Source organism: Rhodococcus sp. NPDC058505 (assembly GCF_042720095.1).
GTDB lineage: Bacteria > Actinomycetota > Actinomycetes > Mycobacteriales > Mycobacteriaceae > Rhodococcus_G.
The window spans coordinates 179,641-201,483 of sequence record NZ_JBHXNB010000004.1 but is presented as its reverse complement, the minus strand read 5'-3'; the positions used below and the strand labels follow the sequence as shown (position 1 = coordinate 201,483).

Here is a 21,843-nt window from a genome sequence, read left to right as displayed (position 1 = left end):
GGTGGGCCGAGAAAAGCCCCGGCGAACCGGGGCTGCCTCGCGACTCAGACCAGGATGTCGGTGCGTGACCGGCCGGCGAGCCAGGTGCGGTAGCCGCCGTCCAGGTTGCGGACGTCGCGGCCGAGCTGACGCAGCAGCCGGGCCGCGGTGTGCCCGCGCTGGCCGACCTGGCAGTGCACGACGATCTCCCCGACAGGCAGCTCGCCGGCCCGCGACCGCAGCGCGTCGAGTTCGATGTTCACCGCCCCGGGGATCGACCCGGTCGCGAACTCCGCGGGGGTGCGCACGTCGACGAGCGTGGCCCCGGCCGCCAGCGCGGCGTCGAGTTCGTGCCACTGGATCGTGGCGGCGGTGCCGGCACGCAGGTTGTCCGCGACGTAGCCGAGCATGTTCACCGGATCCTTCGCCGACCCGAACTGCGGCGCGTACGCCAGCTCGAGATCGGCGAGCTCGGATGCGGTGATGCCGCCGACCATTGCGGTCGCGATCACGTCGATGCGCTTGTCCACCCCGTCGCCGCCGACGCCCTGGGCGCCGAGGATCGTGTCGGTATCCGGGTCGACGAGCAGCTTGAGCGACATGCCCTCGGCACCCGGGTAGTACCCGGCGTGCGACTGCGGGTGGGTGTGGATCGCCCGGTACGGCCGACCTGCGGCACGCAGCCGCTTCTCGTTCCAGCCGACGGCCGCGGCCATCAGCGCGAACACGCCGACGATCGCGGTCCCGACGACGGGACGCGGACGCACCGGCAACCCGGAGATGACGTCCGCAACGAGCCTGCCCTGCCGGTTCGCCGGGTTGGCCAGCGGAACGAGGCCGGCCTGCCCGGACACCGCGTCGATCTTCTCCACCGCGTCACCGACCGCGTATACGCGGTCGGCGGAGGTGCGCATCCGGTCGTCGACCGCGATGCCGCCACGCGGGCCGACGGCGATCCCGGCCGCGACCGCGAGCCCGGATTCGGGACGGACGCCGATCGCCATCACCACCACCTCGGCCGGGAGGACCCGACCATCGGCCAGGGTCACGTCGTCGGCGCCGATCGAGACGACCTGGGTGCCGAGTTCGATCCGCACCCCGTTGGCCCGCAACTCGTCCGCGACGGGCGCCGCCATCTCCGGGTCGAGCGGGGCGAGCACCTGGTCGGCGAGCTCGACGAGCGTGACGTCCAGGTCGCGGCGGCGCAGATTCTCGGCCAGCTCGACCCCGATGAAGCCCGCACCGACGATCACCGCGCTGCCCGCGGCGGAATCCAGCGCGGCAACGAGGCGGTCGACGTCGTCGACGTCGCGCAGCACCAGGGCACGCCCTACACCCGGCAGGTCGGGGACGATCGGGCTCGCGCCGGGGCTGAGCACCAGCTCGTCGTACGACTCGACGGCCTCGGCGCCGGTGCGCAGGTCGCGGACGGTGACGGTCCGCGCGGTGGGGTCGACGGCGGTCACCTCGGTGTGCACGCGCACGTCGAGGTCGAAGCGGGCGGCGAGCGACTCGGGCGTCTGCAGCAGCAGGGCGTCACGCTCCTCAATCACCCCGCCCGCGTAGTACGGCAGGCCGCAGTTCGCGAACGAGACGTGCGCGCCCCGCTCGAACACCACGATCCGCGCGTCCTCGTTCAGTCGGCGCAACCGGGTCGCGGCGGACATTCCACCGGCGACCCCACCCACGATGACGACCTTCACGTCGACTCCCTTCGCTCGTTCACCACACCATACCCCCTGGGGTATCTGAACGGCGACGGGTCGAGGCGTGTTCCCCGCCCGGCGTCGAGGTGGCGCGGGTCACCGGAAGTCCCGGGATTTCCCCGTCATCCGCAGGTCCATCCGCTGCAACCGGTCCGCGACCACCGTCACCGCGCCCTCCGCGTTCTGCACCCGCCCGCGCACCAGCAGCGCAGGCGCGGTGTGCGCGAGGGTGCGGTACCGCGCCCACAACCCCACCGAGCAGACCACGTTGACCATCCCGGTCTCGTCCTCGAGGTTGATGAAGGTCACCCCCGCCGCGGTGGCTGGCCGCTGCCGGTGCGTGACCGCGCCGCCGACGAGCACCCGGTCCCCGTCCGGCACCGACAGCAGCCGCGCCGCCGGGACCACGCCGAGCGCATCGAGCTGCGGCCGCAGGAACTGGGTCGGGTAGGAGTCCGGGGAGATTCCGGTCGCCCACACGTCGGCGGCCGCCAGCTCCACGTCGCTCATTCCGGGCAGCGTCGGCGCAAGCACCGAGGCGCCGGTGCCGGGCAGCCGGTCGGGTCGTTCGCCCGCCGCCGCCCCCGCCGCCCACAGCGCCTGCCTGCGGGTCCCGGCGACACCGGCAAGGGCACCCGCCGTGGCCAGCGACTCCGCCTGCGCGGTAGTCAGTTCCACCCGTCCGGTGAGGTCGAGCAGGGACGCGTACGGCCCGCCCTCCTGTCGCGCCGTGACGATCCGCTCCGCCAGCGCGGTACCGATGTGCCGCACCGCCCCCAGCCCGAGCCGGACCTCGGCACCCCCGCCCTCCAGGCCGGCGTTGGCTCCGGAGGCGTTGACGTCCGGGCCGTGCACCACCACCCCGTGCCTGCGGGCGTCGGCGACCAGGGACTGCGGCGAATAGAACCCCATCGGCTGGGCGCGCAGCAGCCCGGCACAGAAGGCCGCGGGGTGGTGCAGCTTGAACCACGCCGAATAGAACACCAGCGCCGCGAACGACTGCGAATGACTCTCGGGAAAACCGAAATTCGCGAAGGCGTACAGCTTCTCGTATATCCGGTCGGCGACCTCCCCGGTGATGCCGTGCAGCTCGCGCATGCCCTCGTACAGCCTGCCGCGGAGCCGTTCCATCTTCTGCGGGGACCGTTTCGATCCCATCGCCCGCCGCAGCCGGTCGGCCTCCGCCGCGGTGAACCCGGCCACGTCGACGGCCATCTGCATCAACTGTTCCTGAAACAGCGGCACCCCCAGGGTCCGGCTCAGCGAGCGCTCCAGGCTGGGGTGGTCGTAGGTGACGGGTTCGCGGCCGTTGCGGCGCCGGATGTAGGGGTGCACCGAGCCGCCCTGAATCGGGCCCGGCCGGATCAGCGCCACCTCCACCACCAGGTCGTAGAACGTGCGGGGCTTCAGCCGCGGCAGCGTCGCCATCTGGGCCCGGGACTCCACCTGGAACACGCCGACCGAGTCGGCGCGGCACAGCATCTCGTAGACGGCGGCCTCGGACAGGTCCAGGTGCGCGAGGTCCACCTCGACGTTCTTGTGCTCGGCGACCAGGTCGATCATGTAGTGCAGCGCGGACAGCATGCCGAGGCCGAGCAGGTCGAACTTGACCAGCCCCACCGCAGCGCAGTCGTCCTTGTCCCACTGCAGGACGCTGCGGTTCTCCATCCGCGCCCACTCGACCGGGCACACGTCCGCGATCGGCCGGTCGCAGATCACCATGCCGCCGGAGTGGATGCCGAGATGCCGGGGGAAGCCCTCGATCTGACCGGCCAGGTCGAGGACGGCGGGCGGAATATCTGTTCCTACCTCGTCCTTCACGCCGCTCCACCGGCTGACCTGCTTGCTCCACGCGTCCTGCTGCCCCGGCGAGTAGCCGAGGGCTCGGGCCATGTCCCGGACCGCCATCTTCCCGCGATAGGTGATGACGTTGGCGACCTGCGCGGCGTACTCGCGGCCGTACCGGTGGTAGACGTACTGGATGGCCTCCTCCCGCCGGTCCGACTCGATGTCCACGTCGATGTCCGGCGGGCCGTCCCGCTCCGGGGACAGGAACCGCTCGAAGAGCAGTTTGTTGCCGACCGGGTCCACGTTGGTGATGCCGATGGCGTAGCAGACCGCCGAATTGGCCGCCGAGCCCCGGCCCTGGCAGAGGATGTCGCTGCGCTTGCAGAACGACACGATGTCGTGCACCACCAGGAAGTAGCCCGGGAACCCCAGTTGCGCAACGATTCCCAGTTCGTGGTCGATCTGCCGGTAGGCATCGGGGCGGTCGGCCGGTGCGCCGTAGCGGCGCCGGGCACCGGACAGCGCCAGTTCCCGAAGCCAGGTGTCCTCGGTGTGCCCGTCGGGCACGTCGAACGGCGGCAGCTTCGGCGCGATGAGCGCGAGGTCGAATGCGCACTCCCGCCCGAGGTCGGCCGCGGTCGGGACCGCAGACGGGTGGTCGGCGAACAGGCGGGCCATCTCGGCCCCGGAGCGCAGGTGCGCGCCGCCGGTGGGGGCGAGCCATCCGGCGGCCTCGTCGAGGGACTGCCTGGCGCGGACCGCCGCCATCGCCATCGCGAGCCGCCCCCGGTCGGGTCCGGCGAAGTGCGCGGCGGTGGTCGCGACCACGGGAAGCCCGCAGCGGCGGGCCAGATCCGCGAGCGCGGCGTTGCGCTCCCCGTCCTCGGCAACCCCGTGAACGGTCAACTCGACGGCCACCCGGTCCGCGCCGAATCTCTCGACCAGGCCCCGCACTTCGGCCTCGGCAGCGGACACTCCCCCGGATGCGAGCGCCGCACGCACGTGCCCCTTGCGGCACCCGGTGAGGATCTGCCAGTGCCCACCGGCGGCCTCGGTGAGCTCGTCCAGGTCGTAGGTCGGCTTCCCCTTAGTCCCCCCGGCCAGGTGCGCGGCGGCGATCTGCCGGGACAGCCGCCGGTACCCCTCTCGCCCCCTGGCCAGCACCAGCAGATGGTTCCCGCCCGGGTCCGGCACCCCGGTGCGCGGCGGCGCGGACCCGGCACCCTGCGCGGGGAGGGACAGTTCGGCGCCGAAGACGGTCCGCATCCGCAACTCCTTGGCCGCCTCGGCGAACCGGACCACGCCGTAGAGGCCGTCGTGGTCGGTCAGCGCGATCGACTCGAGGCCGAGCCGGACCGCCTCCTCCACCATCTCCTCCGGCTGCGCCGCGCCGTCGAGGAAGCTGAACGCGGAGTGCGCGTGCAGTTCGGCGTAGGGCACGACCGGCCCCGGCCCGGGGGCGATCCCGCCTGCCCGATAGGCGCCGCGCTTGCGTGACCACGCCGGGCTGTCGCTGCCGTCGCCGGGGTGCATGGCCTCGGGCGGGGTGCGCCCCGGCCGCCCCGAGAGCACCCGCTCCAGCTCCGACCAGGTCGGCGGACCGTTGTGCCATCCCACCGTGCACTCCTCCCGTTCGGTTTCCGCCGACGGGACAACCGTCGGCGAACCCGAAGCGGGGAAGCGCTTCGAACATGCGTTCTATTTTGCACGGGGCGGCGGGATGGGTCAACCGGTAATCAGCACCGCGGCGCCGACGACGCGCCCCTCCTTCAGATCGGTGAGCGCGCGGTCGGCCTCGTCGAGGGCGTAGGCGTTGGCGGTGACCCGCAGCCGATGACCGGCCGCGAAGTCGAGGAACTCGCGGGCGTCGTCGCGGGTGTTCGCGGTGACCGACCGCAGCGTCCGCTCCTGGAATAGGTGGTTTCGATAGTTCAGCCGCGGCACGTCAGTCAGATGGATGCCCGCGACTGCGAGGGTGCCGCCCCTATCGAGTGCGGCCAGCGCGGCGGGCACCAGGGCACCCACCGGCGCGAACAGGATCGCCGAATCCAGCGGCACCGGCGGCGGATCCGCCGCTCCCTGCACGGACGCCACCCCAAGGTCGAGCGCCAGCCGCTTGGCCCGATCACCGCGCGTCATCACGTGCACCTCGACGCCGCGAGCCAACGCGACCTGCGCGGCCAGGTGGGCGCTGCCGCCGAACCCGTAGATCCCCAGCCGTCCGCCGTCCGGGACGGCAGCGCACCGCAGCGCCCGGTAGCCGATGATCCCCGCACACAGCAGCGGGGCCACCTCCTCGTCGAGGTAGCCGTCCGGCAACCGGTGCGCGAAGGCCGCGGGCACGACGGCGTACTGGGCGTACCCGCCGTCGACGTCCCATCCGGTGTACCGCGAGTCGGGGCACAGGTTCTCGTCGCCCCGCAGGCAATACCGGCACCCACCGCAGGTGCCGCGCAGCCACCCGATCCCGACCCGATCGCCAAGGCCGTAACGAGCACCGACCCGATCACCCCACGCCACGATCTCCCCGACCACCTCGTGACCGGGGACCACGGAGGGCCCATGCACCGCCAGGTCCCCCTCCACGACATGCAGGTCGGTCCGGCACACCCCGCACACCCGCACCCGGAGGAGCAACTCGTCGGGTCCCGGATCCGGCACCGGCATCGTCAATCGCGCGAGCGGCCTGCCGCGCATCGGTCCGGGCTCGCGCACCCGCCAACCGGTCATCGTGCCGGGGAGGTCCACCCGTCCACTGTCCCCCGATCCCGGGCAGTGCGCCAGACCACATTCGGCGGCGCCCCCGGCAGCCGGTCACGTCTGTAAAGTCGTGGCGCCGCCGACCACACGACCCCCCGAGGACACCACTTCATGACACGCTGGGCCGCATTCGTCGTTGCGAGGAAATGGTGGGTGCTGGCACTCGCGGTGCTCGCGGTGCTCGCCGCGGGCGTCTGGGGCCTCGGGGTATTCGGGAAGATGAGCCAGGAGGGCTATTTCGACCCGAACAGCGAAGCAGCACAGGTCGGCACGCTGATCAGCAGGGAACTCGGCCCGCAGTCCCCCGACATCGTCGCGATCTACACGATTCCCGACGGTCGGACGGCCGCGGACATCGGTCCCGAGGTGCAGCGCACCCTCGCCGACTTCCAGCAGACCTGGCCGACGCGATCGGTCACCTCGTACTGGTCGGTGGATTCCGCGACCGCGCGACAACTGCTGTCCGAGGACGGCACGAAGGCCCTCGCGACGGTGTTCGTCGACTGGGACGCTGGCCCGACGCTGAACGACCTGGACGCGATGGCCGCGTCGCTGAGCCCGCCCGGCATCGACGCCCAGTTCGCGGGCGGCACCCTCGTGGCGCACGCCTTCAACCAGCACCTGCAGCAGGACCTGGTGAAGGCGGAGGCGATCGCCCTTCCGATCACCCTGCTGCTGCTGGTGCTGATCTTCGGCACCGTCACCGCCGCCGCGATCCCGGTGTTCGTCGGCATCCTCACGGTGTTCAGTGCGCTCGGCACGCTGCGACTGCTCACCGAGATCACCGAGGTCTCCTCGTTCGCGTTGAACGTCGCGTCCCTCCTCGGCCTCGGACTGGCCATCGACTACGGCCTGTTCATCGTCAGCCGCTTCCGCGAGGAACTCGCGGCGGGCAGCGACCCCGCCGCCGCCGTGCGACGCACCGTCCTCACCGCGGGCCGCACGGTGCTGTTCTCCGGCCTCCTGCTCGCGTGCGCGTTCGCCGGGATGCTGGTGTTCCCGCAGCCGGTGATCCGGTCCCTCGGCTTCGGGGCGATCGCGGCAGTGACCAGCGCGGCGCTGCTGTCGCTGACCGCGGTGCCCGCGCTGCTCGCGATCCTCGGCCGCCGCGTCAACGCGCTGGCGTGGCGGCGCGGCGCCGTCGAACGCGGCGAGGAACGGGCGGCGCGGTTCTGGTCGCGGGTGGTGACCGGGGTGATGCGCAGGCCGGTCTTCTTCTCCGTCACCATCGTCGCGGGCCTGCTGGTGCTCGCGTCCCCGCTGCTGCGGGTCGCGCTCGGTGAGGTCACCTACACGGTGCTCCCGACCGGGGACCCGGCGCGCGTCGCCACCGAGACCCTCGCCACCGAGTTCACCTCCATGGGCGACGGCGCGAGCGTGCTGCTGCGCGGCGAGGACGGCGCACCGCCGACCACCCCCCAGCTTGCCGAGTTCGGCCGTGCGGTCCGCGACGTCGACGGCATCGCGCAGGTGAAGCTCGCCGCGACCACCGGCGACGTGTCGGTGCTGAATGCCACCTTCAGCAACGACGTCGACCCGGCCGACGCGGTGCGGGACCTGCGGGCGATCACACCGCCGCCCGGCACCGACGTGATGGTCGGTGGCGGCGCCGCGCTGACCGAGGACACCAACTCCTCGATCGTCGCCCACCTGCCGCTGATGATCGCGATCATGGTGGTCTCGACGCTGGTGCTGCTGTTCCTTGCGTTCGGCTCGGTGGTGCTGCCGTTGAAGGCAGTCGCGATGGCGGGCCTGAGCCTTGCCGCAACGTTCGGCCTGCTGACCTGGATCTTCCAATTGGGGTACGGGGCGGGCCTGCTCGGGGTGACCCCGAACCCCCTCGAACCGACGTTCGTGGTGCTGATCCTCGCGGTGGTGTTCGGGCTGTCCACCGACTACGAGGTGTTCCTGATGTCGCGGATGGTCGAGGCCCGCGCGAACGGGGCGAGCACCGAGGAAGCGGTCCGGGTCGGCACCGCCCGCACCGGCCGGATCGTGACCGCGGCGGCGGCCCTGCTGATCATCGTCACCGGCGCCTTCACCCTGTCGGGCCTGTCGATCATGCGGTTCCTCGGGGTCGGCATGATCATCGCGCTGATCGTCGACGCGACCGTCGTGCGGATGCTGCTGGTGCCGTCGCTGGTGAAGCTGATGGGCGAGGCCAACTGGTGGGCACCGGCGTGGATGCGGAAGGTCCACGCGAAGGTCGGCATCGGGCACTGACCGGTGGGTTCGCGAACCTTCCCCCGCATCTGACTATGGAGTAAGTTAGCGGCATCCTGCCCGCACAGAAGGAGCGCCGATGCCGACCTTCCTCGTGACCGGCGGCACCGGCTTCCTCGGCCGCCACATCCTGCCCCTGCTGCTCGCGCGGGTGCCCGATGCCCGGATCCACGTCCTGGTCCGGGCCGGGTCCGTCGACCGGCTCACCGACCTGGCCGCGGGCTGGCTGGGCGGCGACCGGATCCACCCGCTGGTCGGTGATCTCACCGCGCCCGGCCTCGGCCTCGGTTCGCCGCCGCCCGCCGCCGACCATCTCCTGCACCTCGGCGCGATCTACGACCTGACGGCAGGCGACGAGCAGGCCGCGACGAACGTCGACGGCACCCGCGCCGTGATCGACCTGGCCGATCGACTGGGCGCCACCCTGCACCACGTCTCCTCGATCGCGGTGGCCGGTGACCACCGGGGCACGTTCACCGAGGCCGATTTCGACCTCGGCCAGTCCTTCCCCACCCCGTATCACCGCACCAAATTCGAGGCCGAGAAGCTGGTCCGGGACCGCGGCGCCGCGTGGCGGATCTACCGGCCCGCGGCGGTGGTCGGGGATTCGGTCACCGGCGAGATGGACAAGGTCGACGGCCCGTACTACCTGTTCCCGACCATCGCGGCGCTGGCGGCGCTGCCCGCCCGGCTCCCGGTCGCGGTCCCGAATCTCGGTGCCACCAACATCGTTCCGGTCGACTACGTGGCGCACGCAGTCGTGGAGTTGATGATGACACCGGGCCGCGACGGCGAGGTCTTCCACCTGGTGAACCCGCGGCCCCAGCCGATCCGGGAGATCTACGCCGCACTCGCGGCCGCCGCGGGCGCCCCGCACCCGGTCGCGGACCTGCCCGCGCTGGTTGCCGCACCGGTACTGCGGCCGCCGGGCCACGCCGCGACCGCCGCCCGCAACGAGGCGCTGCGCCGACTCGGCATCCCGCCGGTCATTCTCGACCACCTCGCCCTGCCCACCACCTTCGACTCCACCGCGACCCGCGCCGCCCTGCACGGCACCGGCATCACCGTCCCCCCGTTCGGGTCCTACGCCGACACCCTCTGGCGCTACTGGCGGGGCCATCTCGATCCGGACAGGCACCGCAGACCCGACCCCGCGGGCCCCCTCGTCGGCAGGCACGTGCTGATCACCGGCGGATCGTCGGGAATCGGTCGGGCCACGGCGACCGCGGTCGCGGCGAAGGGCGCACGGGTGCTGCTGATCGCCCGCGGCGCTGCGGATCTCGACGCGACGGTCACCGAGATCCGCGACGCGGGCGGCGACGCGCACGGCTATCCGTGCGACCTCACCGACGACGCCGCCGTGACCGCGACCGTCGCCCGCATCCTCGCCGACCACGACCACGTCGACATGCTGGTCAACAACGCGGGCCGCTCGATCCGGCGCGGCGTGTACGCCTCGACCGGCCGCGTCCACGACTACGAACGCACGATGGCCGTCAACTACTTCGGGGCGGTGCGCCTGGTCCTCGCGCTGCTCCCCGGGATGCGCGACCGGCGTTTCGGCCACATCGTCAACATCAGCACCGCCGGCGTGCAGGGTCGCACGCCTCGCTTCTCGGCGTACGTTGCGAGCAAGTCGGCACTGGACGGGTTTACCGACACCGTTGCCGCCGAAACCCTGTCGGACGGAATCACGTTCACCACCATCCACATGCCGTTGGTGCACACGCCGATGATCGCTCCGTCCGGCAGGGCGAACGTCGGACGGGTGCTCAGCCCGGGGCACGCCGCCGCGATGGTCGTGCGCGCGCTGGTCGAACGACCCAAGCGCATCGACGTTCCCCTCGGCACCCTCGGCGAGTTCGGCAACCTGTTCGCGCCCGCCACGAAGGATCGGATCCTGCACCGGCTGTACCTGGCGTACCCCGATTCCCCCGCCGCACGGGGGCAGGCGCCGGCGGCGCCGGACACGCGGTCCCCGGTCCGCGCCGCGGAGCGGCACCGACGGTCGGCGGCGGCCCGCGCCTGCCGCAGGCTGGCCCGGCTAGTTCCCGGCACCCACTGGTGACCCGGTCCGGTCGCGGCGCTCAGCGCGGGAGGTCGTGCACTGCCCCGGCGACGAGCGCACGCACCGGCTTGGCCGCGGCGCCGCAGCTCGCCGGGCGCGGCGGCAGGTCGACGCCGTCGACCGTCACCTCCCAGGATCGGCCGTCGCGATGCCGCACCACCGGTGCCGCGCCGGACTCGTCCACCGTCAGGTCCGCGGCGCCTGCGGGCACCCGCTGCCGGACCGCGATCTCCGCGACCTGCCCCGCCTGCGTCCAGCAGCTGCGACCCCGCAACCCCGGCAGGGAGACCTCGCCGCGGGCCGCGGCGGTCACCGCGGCGACGGACCCCGCCGGGCCGAGCCTGCCGTAGGTGTAGCCGGTGGGCAGCACGATCATCGACGGCGCGAACCGGTGCCCGCCGGTGTGCGAGCACTCCCACACCGCGTCACCGAACCCGGCGACCAGTTCCGCCGCGACGGGTCGACCCAATACCGCGCAGCACTGGTCGCGTTTCCCGTGCGCGCACACCAGCGCGACGGGGTCGGTGACCGCGGTCCCCCACCCGGGCGGGGCTGGGGTGGCGGCCAGGTCGAGGTCGAGGAGGTCTGCTGGACCGTCCACCTCGACCCGTGCGCACCAGCTGCCGTCCGGTGCGGACCGGGCGAACAGCACCGTGCGCCTGCCGCGGTGGACGGTGCGACCCGGCCTCCGGATCAACATCAGCCGGACCCCGGCCCGCTCGGTCCGTTCCTGCAGCCGCGCGGACAACTCCGGGCCGAACGCCTCCCCGGAGAACACGTCCCGACCCCATGGACCCGGATGCTCGAGGCACAGCCACGCCGTCACCTGCGCTGCGGTGCCGGGCAGCGGCTCGTCGACCGCGGACAGCGCGGCGCAGGTGCCCGACCCGAGTACGGTCGCGGTGGTGTCGTCGGTCATCGGGCCCTGGCTCACCCCGCCATTGTGCCCGGCCGTGCGGTGATCGAGCAGGTACCGCCTCAGCGGCCGAGGAAACGCCCCACCGTCGTCGCGAACTCGCGGTGCCGGTCGCGGTGCACGCTGTGCCCGACCTCGATCGTCACGGTCCTGCTGTCGGGAATGGCGGCGAGCGCGGCGGCGAGCCGCGCGGGGTCCACCATGCCCCTCGGCCCGCCGGTGACGAGCAGGGTCGAAGCGGTGATCGACGGCAGCGCCTCCCACCAGTCGGGGTGCGGGGCGTGGAACTGGGTCAGCATTCCGCCGGTCATGGATCGGTCGAACGCCAGCGTCGCGCGGGGGCTGCGCACCATGCTGGTCGCGGCGTGCCACAGTTCCACCGGTGACGGCAGGTGCCGGGCCAGCGGCCCCATCTGCTCCCCCGGTCGCAGCGGCACCGGCGCCTCCTCGAGCACCAACCGCCGCACCAGAGCGGGCCGGGACTGCGCGACGAGAGACGCCGCGTGACCGCCGAGGGAGTGCCCGACGATGTCCACCCGGTCCAGCGCGAGGTGGTCGCACAGGGCAAGCAGATCGGCGCCGAACTCGCGGAACAGGTAGCTGGGGGCGTGGGCGCTGCGGCCGTGCCCGCGCAGGTCCGCGGCGACCACGCGACGGCCGCGGCCGATCAGGGTGCGGGTGAAGCGGTCCCAGGTGCGGCCGTCGCCGCCCATGCCGTGCACGAGCAGGACCGGCGCGGGATCGGCGCCGCCGGTGTCCCGGTAGTGGATGTCGACACCGCCGAGGGTGGCCGTTGCCGTCGCCGTCATCGAATCGGACCTGTCCTTCGCAGTGCTCATGTTCCCGGGGAGAGGGTAGTCCCCCGCGCGGCGACGCCGGGTCGCAGGTCGAGACGCCGCAGCAGCTGGGCGTTGAGCGCAACGACCACCGTGGACGCCGACATCAGCAACGCCCCCACCTCCATCGGCATCGTGATCCCCCACGGTGCGAGGACACCGGCCGCGAGCGGCACCGCGATCAGGTTGTATCCGGCCGCCCAGGTGAGGTTCTGGATCATCTTGCGGTAGGTGGCGGTGGAGAGCTCGATGACCGACAGCACGGACCGCGGGTCGTCCCCGGCGAGCACCACCCCGGCCGAGGCGATCGCGACGTCGGTACCCGCGCCGATCGCGAGACCGACGTCGGCCTGTGCCAACGCGGGCGCGTCGTTGACGCCGTCACCGACCATGGCCACGGTGTGCCCCGCCTCCTGCAGCGCCGTGACCTTGGCACCCTTGTCCTCGGGGAGCACGCCCGCGAACACCTCGTCGATACCCAGGTCCGCCGCGACGGCATCCGCCACCGCCTGCGCGTCCCCGGTGATCATCGCGACGTGCACCCCGCGGGCGTGCAGCGCGTCGATCGCCTGCCGCGACTCCGGGCGGACCGCGTCGGCCAGCGCCAGTGCCCCGATCACGGCGTCGCCCCGGATCACCTGCAGCACCGTCGCGCCCGAGGCCGTCGGCGCAACGTGCTGCGCCGCGATCCCATGCGCGGCGAGCATGCCGGGGCCGCCGACGCTGACGGTCGCGCCGCCGACGACGGCGGTGACCCCGACCCCGTTGCGCGCCCGGAAGTCCGACGCCGCCGCCGCGGGCAGTCCCCGCTCGTCGGCCGCGGCGACGATGGCGCGCCCCAGCGGGTGTTCGCTGTCCCGCTCGACCGCGGCGGCCGCCGCGACCACCTCGTCCGGGGTGCTGCCTGGCGCGGGCACCACCTCGACGACCGCGGGTTCGCCCCGGGTGAGGGTTCCGGTCTTGTCGAACAGCACCGCATCCACGGTCCGCATGGCCTCGAGTGCGCGGCGGTCGGTGATCAGCACCCCGCCCCGCGCCGCGCGTTCGGTGGCGATGGACACCACCAGCGGGATCGCGAGTCCGAGCGCGTGCGGGCACGCGATGACCAGGACGGTGATGGTGCGGGTGACGGCGGACTCCGGCTGACCGAGCAGCAGCCAGGTCGCGGCGGTGAGCAGCGCGGCCCCCAGCGCGAACCAGAACAACCAGCCTGCGGCCCGGTCCGCGAGGACCTGGGCGCGGGAGGTCGAGGTCTGCGCCTCGGCGACCAGGCGCCGGATCCCGGCGAGCGCGGTGTCCTCCCCGATCGCCGTGACCCGCACCCGCAGCGCCGAATCGGTGGTGACGGTGCCTGCGACGACCCGGTCCCCGACGGCGCGGCGGACGGTGACGGACTCGCCGGTGATCATCGACTCGTCGACGTCGGCCGCGCCGTCGACGACGGTCCCGTCCGCGGGCACCCGCCCACCGGGCCGGACGATCACCAGGTCGTCCGCGCGCAGCGCCGTCAGGGGCACGGTGTCGGTGCTGCCGTCGGCTCCGAGTCGTTCGGCCTCGTCGGGCAGCAGTGCCGCCAACGAGTCAAGTGCACTCGACGCCTGCCCGAGCGAACGCATCTCGATCCAATGGCCGAGCAGCATGATCACGATGAGAAGCGCCAGCTCCCACCAGAAGTCGAGATCGTGGGCGAGCAGTCCGAGGGTCGCACCCCAGGACGCGACGAAGGCGACGGTGATGGCCAGCGCGATCAGCAGCATCATGCCGGGTTGGTGGGCCCTGATCTCGTCGACGGCACCGGCGAGGAAGGGGCGGCCGCCCCACAGGTACATCACCGTGCCGAGCAGCGGGGAGATCCAGGTGACCGGCCCGTCGTGCGGCAGCGTGTACCCGACGAGGTCCGCGAACATCGCGTTGGCAAGGACGACCGGGACCGCGAGCACGAGCATGATCCAGAACAGCCGACCGAACCGGGCTGCGTGATCGGCGTGGTCGCCGTGCCCCGCATGTCCGGCGTGCTCGGAGTCCATGCCACGAGGATGAACCCCCTGCGGGTATGCCGCAACAGCACCGAGCCCGGTTCCGCTCACTCGTACACCCCCTCCACGCACCACCCGGTCCCGTCGTACAGCACCAGCAGCGCTCGCGGCGCGCCCGCCCCGCTCCCGGCCCCCTGCCCGAGCAGTACCTGCGCCCGCGCCACCCGACGCGCCGTCGACCGGTCCCACCACCGCTCGTCCACCGACCAGGGACCCGCGTGGCCGAGCAGGGCCCAACTGTGGTCCCCCCAGCGCAGCCTGGCGGGGTTGGCACCGAACTCACCGCGCTCGGTCACCGTCACCGGGACCCCGTCGACGCTCTCGAGCACCACCCGCGGGGGGATCGGCAGCACCGCGGTGGGTGCCGGTTCGGGCAGCCGCCCCGGCCAGGGCGCGGCCGGATCGGCGTCCGGCACCATCTCGTCCCCGAGGGACACCACCGTGACCCGTTCCGCGGGGCCGCGTCCGCCGCTGAGCACCCCGATGCGTACCGCGTCCCCGCCGAGCAGCCCCTGCACCCGTGTCAACGCGCGGCGAGCGCGGTCGTCCTCCGCACCGACCCCGCCCCACAATCCGAGTTGCAGCGCCCCGGTGGGCACCACCTCCACCGGCTCCAGCCGCAACAGGTCGATGCCCGCGGTGGGCCGGGATCCGCTGCGTCCGGTCAGCCAGCCGTCCAGTTGCCAGCGCACCCGGTCCGCCGTTCCGTCCGGCGTCAGCGGTTCCGCGCACCGCCATGTTCGCGAAAAATGTTCTCCCCGAACGGTGCTCGCATGAACCGCCAGGCGCGTGCAGGACACCGACGCCGCCGCCAACCGCCCGTGCAGGCGCTGCGCCAATGCGCGACCCGCGAAGGCCGCCGCGTCCACCCGGTCGACCGGCGGATCGCACCGCATCTCCACCTCCAGATCCGGCGGCAACGGCCGCGCCGACGGCGGACGCTCCGGTTCGGCGCGGGCGCCGCGGTGCGCGGCGACCGCGTCCGCGCCGAACCGGGAGGCCACCGCGACCGGGGTCAGCGCGGCAAACGCCCCCACCGTTCGCACCCCGAGCCGGTGCAGCAGGTCGACCAGGTCGGCACGGCTCCCGGCCGCCAAGGCGGGCTCGGCGGCGAGTTCCCCGATCGGAAGCGGCGCGAGGAAGCGCGCCCCCGACCCCGGCGGCACCAGCGCCGACCGCCGGGCCGCGACGACCGCGGTGGACAACTCGTCCGCGACACCGACCTGACACTCCACCCCGACCGCCGCCACCTCGTCGACCAACCGTTCGGCAGCGGCCTCCTCCGACCCGAAGTACCTGGCGAGCCCGCCTGCGGCGAGAACCAGCAGTCCGGGGCGCAGCACCTCCACCCCGGGCGCCGCCGCGTCCACCGCGGCCGCCACCGGCTCGAATACCCGGGCGTCGCGGCCGTCGTCCGCGGCCAGCACGTGCAGCCGCGGGCACCGCGCCTGCGCGTCCCGTCTCCGCAGGCCGGGCGTGACGCCCTCGGCTCGCGCGGTCGCCGAGCACGCGACGACCCGGTTCCCGGACATCACCGCCACCGGTTCGGCGGGCGACAGGTCCGCGGTCGCGGCGGCGGCGACGGCGGGCCAGTCCGCGCACCACAGCGCAAGGACCCGCGATCCCCCGGCGCTCACGCCACGCCGCCTTCGAACTCCGGCCTGCGCCGCGCGACATCGGCCCCGGCGGTCCACTCCACCCTGCCCCGGCCGGGGCAGAGGTCGACGCACGCGGTCCGCCGCCCGAAGGCCCGCCCCTCGGCGCCGACAGCGAGTCGCAGCCCGCGCAGCCGTCCGGTTCCGCCTCCCAGCCCGTCGTAGCCTCGGATGGTGGCGTCGAGCCGTATCTCCGCCCCGCTCCACCGCCCACCGGCGACCACCAGCGTTGCGCCCTTGCTCCTGGCCCGGGCCACCACGGCCCGGGCCCGCGACGGCGGCACCACCATCCCGCCGAGTCCCAGCACCACCAGATCCAGCCCGTCGAGCAGCACCGCCGCCACCTCGACGGGATCCGGTCCCGGGTCGGGGATCACCGCCAGCCTGCCGAGTTCGGCACCCATCTCGGCCGCGGCAAGCAGCCCGAGACGGGGCTGACCGATCACCGCCGCGTTCCCACCGGAGGCCGTCACCTCGGCCAGCAACCCAACGAGTAGGGAGCCAGCACCCGCAACGGTGACCACCGACCCGCGCGGGAGCCCCCCGTGCGGCAGCAGGCCCGCCAGCACCGACGGCACCGGGAGCACCGGACGGCCGCGCCCATCAGACCCGGAAACGGGATCCGGTCGAGCCGCCACCGATTCGCCCCGTGCAGGCACCGCTGCCATCCGCCGCCGCAACTGCTCGAGCCGCTCCTGCCGGGACAACCCGGCCAGGTCGGCGGCGAGACCCGTCCCACCCACCACTCCAACTCCGTCCACGCACGCAACTCGACACACGACTCACGAGGCCGTGGCACCACCGTGGGGAAGACGCGGGGCCAGCAGATACCAGAACATTATCGAACATTTATTCGAACATGCTCAGTAAAGCCGACTCCGTCGACCCCGTCAAGGCGTGAGATAACCGCTGCTCACGGCTCCGAACGCGGGCGCCGTCGGCGGGTCGACTACCCTCACGGTGTGGCGGATCAGGGGCAGCGCATCGTCGGACCGGACCATTTGGTGGCCGGCCGGCACCGCCTGCGCTCGAAACTCGGCGGCGGCGGCATGGGGTCGGTCTGGCTGGCCACCGACACCCTCCTCGACCGCGAGATCGCCCTCAAGCAGATCAGCTTTCCCGACGACCTCACCCCCGAGGTCGCCGCCGAGGTCCGGGCCCGCGCCATGCGTGAGGGCAGGCTTGCCGCGCGCCTGTCCCACCCGCACGCCATCGCCATGTACGACGTCACCCTTGAGGGCGACGATCCGTGGCTGGTGATGGAGTACATGCCCTCCCGCAGCCTCGCGCAGGCACTCGGCGTCACCGAGACGCTGCCCCCGCCGCAGGTCGCCCAGATCGGCGCGCAGGTGGCCGCCGCCCTCGCCGAGGCGCACGCCGCGGGCATCATCCACCGCGACGTCAAACCGGGCAACATCCTGATCGCCGACCGCGGCCCCGACGCGGGCACCGTCAAGATCAGCGACTTCGGCATCTCCCGCGCGCGCGGCGAGGACCAGACCGCCCGCAGCTCGGTGATCGCGGGCACCCCCGCCTTCTTCGCGCCCGAGGTGGCCCGCGGCGCCGATCCAACCGAGGCGTCGGACGTATTCTCGCTCGGCGCAACACTGTTCACCGCGACCGAGGGGCAGCCGCCGTTCGGCATCGACGAGGACACCCGTGCGCTGCTGCACCGGGTCGCCAAGGCCGAGATCATGCGTCCGGTCCGCAGCGGCGCCCTCACTGACGTGCTGCTGCGCATGCTCGAACCCGATCCGGCGCGGCGCCCCACGATGATCGAGGCCCGGGATCTGTTGGCGCGCAGTGCCGCAGGAACCGACAACGGGATCGCCTACGTCCTCGACGCGCCGCTGCGGGAGCCGGACGGGACGGTTCCGTTCTGGGCTCGTCGGGGCGCATCGGGCGGATCGCCCCGGCCCGGCCGCCGCCTCCCGTCGAGCACCTCCGGCGGGCTGACTGCCGTCCCGCAACCGGTGCCCCTGCAGTCCGTGCACCGGCCGAGTCAGCAACGTCCGCAACCACCGGCGTTCGAGCCGAAGCGCCCCGGCCCCGGCATCCCGGTCCCGCTGATCGCGGCGCTGGTCGTCGCGGCCCTGCTGATCGTGATCCTGGTCGTCGCGCTCGTCGCCTGACCGCGATGGCAACGCGGCTCCGGCGGCAGCCGGTCCGGCGTCACTCGATCCGGCGGCGATGCGCCCAGCGCGTCAGGGCATTCCGGTTGGACTGCTGCGTCTTTCGAAGCACGTTCGATGCATGGGTCTCCACCGTCTTCACCGAGATCACCAGCGTCTCGGCAATCTCGCGGTACGTGTAGCCGCGGGCAAGCAAACGAAGCACCTCGAGTTCCCGAGGGGTCAGTGAATCCAGTTCGGGATCGAGCGGCGGCTCCGGTGCCGTCGACCGTCCGGTGAAGGAGTCCAGAACGAAACCGGCAAGCCGCGGACTGAACACCGCGTCCCCGCCCGCGACCCTGCGCACCCCGTCGGCGAGTTCGTGCCCGGAGATCGTCTTCGTCACGTAGCCCCTGGCACCCGAACGGATCACCGCGATCACGTCCTCCGCTGCGTCGGAGACGCTCAGCGCCAGGCACACCGGGCCGGGCTCGATCGCCCGCAGCACGGCAACCCCACCGCCATCCGGCATGTGCACGTCGAGCAGCACCACGTCCGGCGTTGACGCGTTGATGCCCGCGACGGCCTCCGCGACCCCGCCCGCCTCACCGACCACCTCGATGTCGGGCTCCGACGCGAGTTCGGCACGCACCCCGGAACGGAAGACCGCGTGATCGTCGACCAGGAACACCCGAAAGGCGGTGCCCGGGGTGCCCACCCCGGGCCCTGCGGACGACGTCACCTGTACTGCTCCTTCGGGGTTGCGCTGCTGCTCGGGGGTTCGGCCTGCTTCGACCACTCTAGGTCAGCGTCGTCGCCGGTTTCCGGACCACCCAACGGCATCCCGATCCGGATCTCGGTTCCGCGTCCGATCGCGGACTCCACGGAGACGTCGCCGCCGCGACGCTCGACCCGCGCCCGGATCGACTTCGCCAGCCCCTGCCGATCGGTGGGGATCGCGGCCGGGTCGAAGCCGACGCCACGGTCGCGCACGTACACGTTGACCTGAGTGGCCTCCGCCTCCGCGAACAGGTCGACGGTGGACTCGCCGGAATGCTTGGCGGCGTTGACCAGCGCCTCCCTGGTGGCACCGAGGACGGCGGCAACGGCCTCCTTCGGCAGACCCGATTCCTCCTCGGGGACGTCGAGTCGCACATCGCCGACGGTCACGGTCTGCACCGCGATGCCGTGCTGGTCCTCGACCTCACCGGCGATGGTGCGCAGTGCCTCGGCGAGGCTGGCGTGCGCGGCCTCCCCCTCACCGAACAACCATCGACGCAGTTCGCGTTCCTGCCCACGGGCAAGCCGCAGCACCTCCTGCGGGCGGTCCGACTGCTTCTGAATCAGCGCGAGGGTCTGGAGGACGGAATCGTGTAGGTGCGAGGCGATCTCCTCGCGTTCCTCGTTGCGGATGCGGGCCGCCCGCTCCTTGCCGAGGTCCCGCCACAGTCGCAGCCACAGCGGGACGGTGAGCAACCCGATGCCGACGAGGGTGACGACGGCGGCGAGCAGCGACGACTGCAGCGACGCCAGGTCCACCTGGGCGAGCACCACGACGCCGAGGCCCAGCACGATCAGGGAGATCCCGCCGAGCACCCGCGCCCAGGTGAGCACCGTCGACCCCTGCGGCAGCCCGAACACCGAGCGGGGCCCATTCGAGTCGTACTCGCGCCAGACAAGGGCCGCGCCGACGGCCACCACCGCGACCGGGACGAGCACCTCCGCTGCGGTGCCGCTGACCAGCAGGGCCAGTCCCCCGGACAGGGCAAGGCCGAGCACAGCGAGGCCGAGGGCCCTGCGCCGTTCGGCGGGACTCGGCCGTTCGGTGTCGCTGCCGGGTGGGGTGAAGATCCACAGCAGTCCGTAGGCGACGATGCCCGCACCCGCGAGCCCACCGAGCAGGACGAACGCGACCCGGACCTTGAAGACGTCGACCCCGAGATGGTCGGCAACGCCACCGGCGACACCGCCGATCACCCGACCACCGACACGGCGCTCGAGGCGAGGATGGGTCACCTCACCCGGGACCTGGACACGCGGAATCGGCTGCACATCTTCGATCGTGGCACGATCGCGCCCGGGGGCGCATCAGGGTGGACCCTGATACCGCACCGGGCAAGCACCGAAAGATCAGGGTTCATCCCTGATGTGCTGGCGGTGCGCCGGCCACGACGATGGTGGGCATGAGCACACCGAGTTTCTCCGAGCAGCTGAACCAGTTGTGGCGAACCCGGCCCGCGCGGCTGCCCCGGCAGGGGCCCGTCGCCGGGGTCGCGGCGGGCATCGGTCACCGGTACGACGTCGACCCGGTCCTGGTCCGGGTGGCGTTCGTGGTCTCGACCCTGTTCGGCGGCGCGGGCATCGTCCTGTATCTCGCCGGCTGGCTGCTGCTGCCGCGGGCCGGTGACCCCACCTCGGCCGCCGAGTCCCTGGTCGGACGCGGGCACAGCTCCGAGTCGGGAACGAAGACCATCGTGCTGGTGGTCGCGCTGCTGATCGCGGTGAGCACCCTCGGCCCGATCGGGGTCAACTTCGGCGGGTCCGGTCTGATCAGCATGGCGTTGATGCTCGGCGGGCTGTGGCTGCTGTTTCAGCGCCGCCCGGAACCGCCTGCGCTGCCCGCGGGCACCGACCCGTGGTTCGGTATCACGCAACCCGCGTCCGGCTTCCCCGGCACGGTCGGGCCCGCGACCGGCCAGTACACCGCACCGGGCGTGTTCACGACCCTCCCGCAGAGCTATCAGCCGGACAGTGAATCGACAACGGCCGCAAGCACTCCCACACCGCCTCCCGGCGAACCGCAGGGGTCATCGACGCCGGACCCGATTGCCCCGGCCGCGGCGGCCGATCCTCGGGAGCATGGCCCCACCGACCCCCCGGCGTGGGACCCGCTCGGCGTCGCCCCGTTCGCGTGGGACCTGCCCGAGCCCGCACCCGCCCCCGCGCCCGTGTCTGCACCGCGGTCCCGGCCGAAGTCCCGGCTGACGTCGGTGGTGATCGGCCTCGCGATCCTGGCCTCGGTTGCCGCGTGGGCGATCGGCGCCGCCACCGATGGGACGTGGATGACGCCGGGCCGGATCGGCGCGGTGGGGCTGGCGGTGATCGGAGCGGGCATGGTCGTCGGCGCGTTCCTGCGCCGCGGCTACGGGCTCCTCGTTGTCACGGGCCCGCTGGCCGGGTTCGTCGTCCTCGCCTCCCTGATCGGTCCGATCGACTGGAGCAGCCACAATGTCGGCAGTCGCACCTGGACACCGCTGACCGCGGCGGACCTTGAACCCGAGTACACCAGCGAGCTCGGCGACTTCGTGCTCGACCTGCGGGGCGTCACGCTCACCGAGGACAAGACCGTCGCCGTCGAGGCGGGGGTCGGCACCTTCACGGTGCTGGTTCCCGAAAACATGAACGTCGTCAACCACTGCTCGATCGCGATCGGCGACGTCCGGTGCCTCCCGGAGGGACTGAGCGGCGGCTCCGACGGGACCGACGGCCCGGTCCTGACCCTGAACATGGATGGCCGCATTGGAGACCTGGAGGTTCGTCGTGGCTGAGAACATCGAATCGGGAGCGACGACCGGCACCAGCCGACGCCCGTCCGCGGCCCTGCTGCTGTCGGGGCTGGCCGCGTTGCTGGTCGCCCTGTGGGCGTTGGTCGGGCCGGACCGTCTCGGCGCGCTCGGCGACTGGCAGTTCACCTGGGTGCTGGTGCTTGCCGCCGTCGTCGTCGGGGTCGTGCTGGTGATCGCCCCGGGCCGCCGGAAGTAGGCG

15 protein-coding genes are annotated in these 21,843 nt (G+C 72.7%); 5 read left to right on the top strand and 10 right to left on the bottom strand.

Annotated elements, in window-relative coordinates:
- Window positions 1-44 precede the first annotated feature (44 nt).
- From ACFWPA_RS05155 to ACFWPA_RS05145, 3 genes are all read right to left on the bottom strand, one after another.
- Window positions 45-1,682 carry an FAD-dependent oxidoreductase gene (locus tag ACFWPA_RS05155; RefSeq protein ID WP_378505957.1) on the bottom strand — a complete coding sequence of 546 codons (1,638 nt, stop codon included), beginning with the start codon at window positions 1,680-1,682 and terminating at the stop codon, window positions 45-47.
- Between the two features lie 99 nt (window positions 1,683-1,781).
- On the bottom strand, window positions 1,782-5,090 hold the full coding sequence (locus ACFWPA_RS05150; RefSeq protein WP_378505956.1) for an error-prone DNA polymerase: 3,309 nt from the start codon (window positions 5,088-5,090) through the stop codon (window positions 1,782-1,784).
- Between the two features lie 108 nt (window positions 5,091-5,198).
- Window positions 5,199-6,203 carry a zinc-binding alcohol dehydrogenase family protein gene (locus ACFWPA_RS05145; RefSeq protein ID WP_378506058.1) on the bottom strand — a complete coding sequence of 335 codons (1,005 nt, stop codon included), beginning with the start codon at window positions 6,201-6,203 and terminating at the stop codon, window positions 5,199-5,201.
- A 141-nt stretch (window positions 6,204-6,344) separates the two neighbouring features.
- Between ACFWPA_RS05145 and ACFWPA_RS05140 the strand changes: the two genes are divergently transcribed.
- Both ACFWPA_RS05140 and ACFWPA_RS05135 read left to right on the top strand, forming a co-directional pair.
- Window positions 6,345-8,456 (top strand): MMPL family transporter, encoded by a 2,112-nt coding sequence (locus ACFWPA_RS05140; RefSeq protein ID WP_378569742.1) that lies wholly within the window; start codon window positions 6,345-6,347, stop codon window positions 8,454-8,456.
- A 79-nt stretch (window positions 8,457-8,535) separates the two neighbouring features.
- The gene (locus tag ACFWPA_RS05135; protein ID WP_378505954.1) at window positions 8,536-10,524 is read left to right on the top strand and encodes an SDR family oxidoreductase; all 1,989 of its coding nucleotides are present in this window, start codon (window positions 8,536-8,538) and stop codon (window positions 10,522-10,524) included.
- Window positions 10,525-10,543: 19 nt separating this feature from the next.
- Here ACFWPA_RS05135 and ACFWPA_RS05130 read toward each other — a convergent pair whose 3' ends face one another.
- The 5 genes from ACFWPA_RS05130 to ACFWPA_RS05110 are packed head-to-tail and all read right to left on the bottom strand — an operon-like array spanning window position 10,544 to window position 16,710.
- Window positions 10,544-11,443: a sucrase ferredoxin gene (locus ACFWPA_RS05130; RefSeq protein ID WP_378506057.1), complete on the bottom strand. Its 900-nt coding sequence runs from the start codon at window positions 11,441-11,443 to the stop codon at window positions 10,544-10,546.
- Window positions 11,444-11,502: 59 nt separating this feature from the next.
- Window positions 11,503-12,279 carry an alpha/beta fold hydrolase gene (locus tag ACFWPA_RS05125; RefSeq protein ID WP_378505953.1) on the bottom strand — a complete coding sequence of 259 codons (777 nt, stop codon included), beginning with the start codon at window positions 12,277-12,279 and terminating at the stop codon, window positions 11,503-11,505.
- Complete coding sequence (locus tag ACFWPA_RS05120; RefSeq protein WP_378569741.1) at window positions 12,276-14,303, bottom strand: heavy metal translocating P-type ATPase; 2,028 nt, start codon at window positions 14,301-14,303, stop codon at window positions 12,276-12,278. The genes ACFWPA_RS05125 and ACFWPA_RS05120 overlap by 4 nt, the downstream gene beginning before the upstream one ends.
- A 56-nt stretch (window positions 14,304-14,359) precedes the next feature.
- Window positions 14,360-15,949, bottom strand: a complete 1,590-nt coding sequence (locus ACFWPA_RS05115; RefSeq protein WP_378569740.1) for a DNA polymerase Y family protein — start codon at window positions 15,947-15,949, stop codon at window positions 14,360-14,362.
- On the bottom strand, window positions 15,946-16,710 hold the full coding sequence (locus tag ACFWPA_RS05110) for a hypothetical protein (protein WP_378505950.1): 765 nt from the start codon (window positions 16,708-16,710) through the stop codon (window positions 15,946-15,948). Before ACFWPA_RS05110 ends, ACFWPA_RS05115 begins: the two co-directional genes overlap by 4 nt.
- Window positions 16,711-16,929: 219 nt before the next feature.
- On the opposite strand from ACFWPA_RS05110, the gene ACFWPA_RS05105 reads away from it, so the two are divergent.
- On the top strand, window positions 16,930-18,099 hold the full coding sequence (locus ACFWPA_RS05105) for a serine/threonine-protein kinase (protein WP_378569739.1): 1,170 nt from the start codon (window positions 16,930-16,932) through the stop codon (window positions 18,097-18,099).
- Between the two features lie 40 nt (window positions 18,100-18,139).
- Here ACFWPA_RS05105 and ACFWPA_RS05100 read toward each other — a convergent pair whose 3' ends face one another.
- Window positions 18,140-18,820, bottom strand: coding sequence for a response regulator (locus ACFWPA_RS05100; RefSeq protein WP_378505948.1), 681 nt, complete (start codon window positions 18,818-18,820; stop codon window positions 18,140-18,142).
- Window positions 18,817-20,130 (bottom strand): PspC domain-containing protein, encoded by a 1,314-nt coding sequence (locus tag ACFWPA_RS05095; RefSeq protein WP_378505947.1) that lies wholly within the window; start codon window positions 20,128-20,130, stop codon window positions 18,817-18,819. The genes ACFWPA_RS05100 and ACFWPA_RS05095 overlap by 4 nt, the downstream gene beginning before the upstream one ends.
- 131 nt (window positions 20,131-20,261) lie before the next feature.
- Here ACFWPA_RS05095 and ACFWPA_RS05090 point away from each other — a divergent pair, with 131 nt between their 5' ends.
- Together ACFWPA_RS05090 and ACFWPA_RS05085 are read left to right on the top strand one after the other, a co-directional pair.
- Window positions 20,262-21,626 carry a PspC domain-containing protein gene (locus tag ACFWPA_RS05090; RefSeq protein ID WP_378505946.1) on the top strand — a complete coding sequence of 455 codons (1,365 nt, stop codon included), beginning with the start codon at window positions 20,262-20,264 and terminating at the stop codon, window positions 21,624-21,626.
- Window positions 21,619-21,840 (top strand): hypothetical protein, encoded by a 222-nt coding sequence (locus ACFWPA_RS05085; protein ID WP_378505945.1) that lies wholly within the window; start codon window positions 21,619-21,621, stop codon window positions 21,838-21,840. The genes ACFWPA_RS05090 and ACFWPA_RS05085 overlap by 8 nt, the downstream gene beginning before the upstream one ends.
- The last annotated feature ends 3 nt before the right edge of the window (window positions 21,841-21,843 follow it).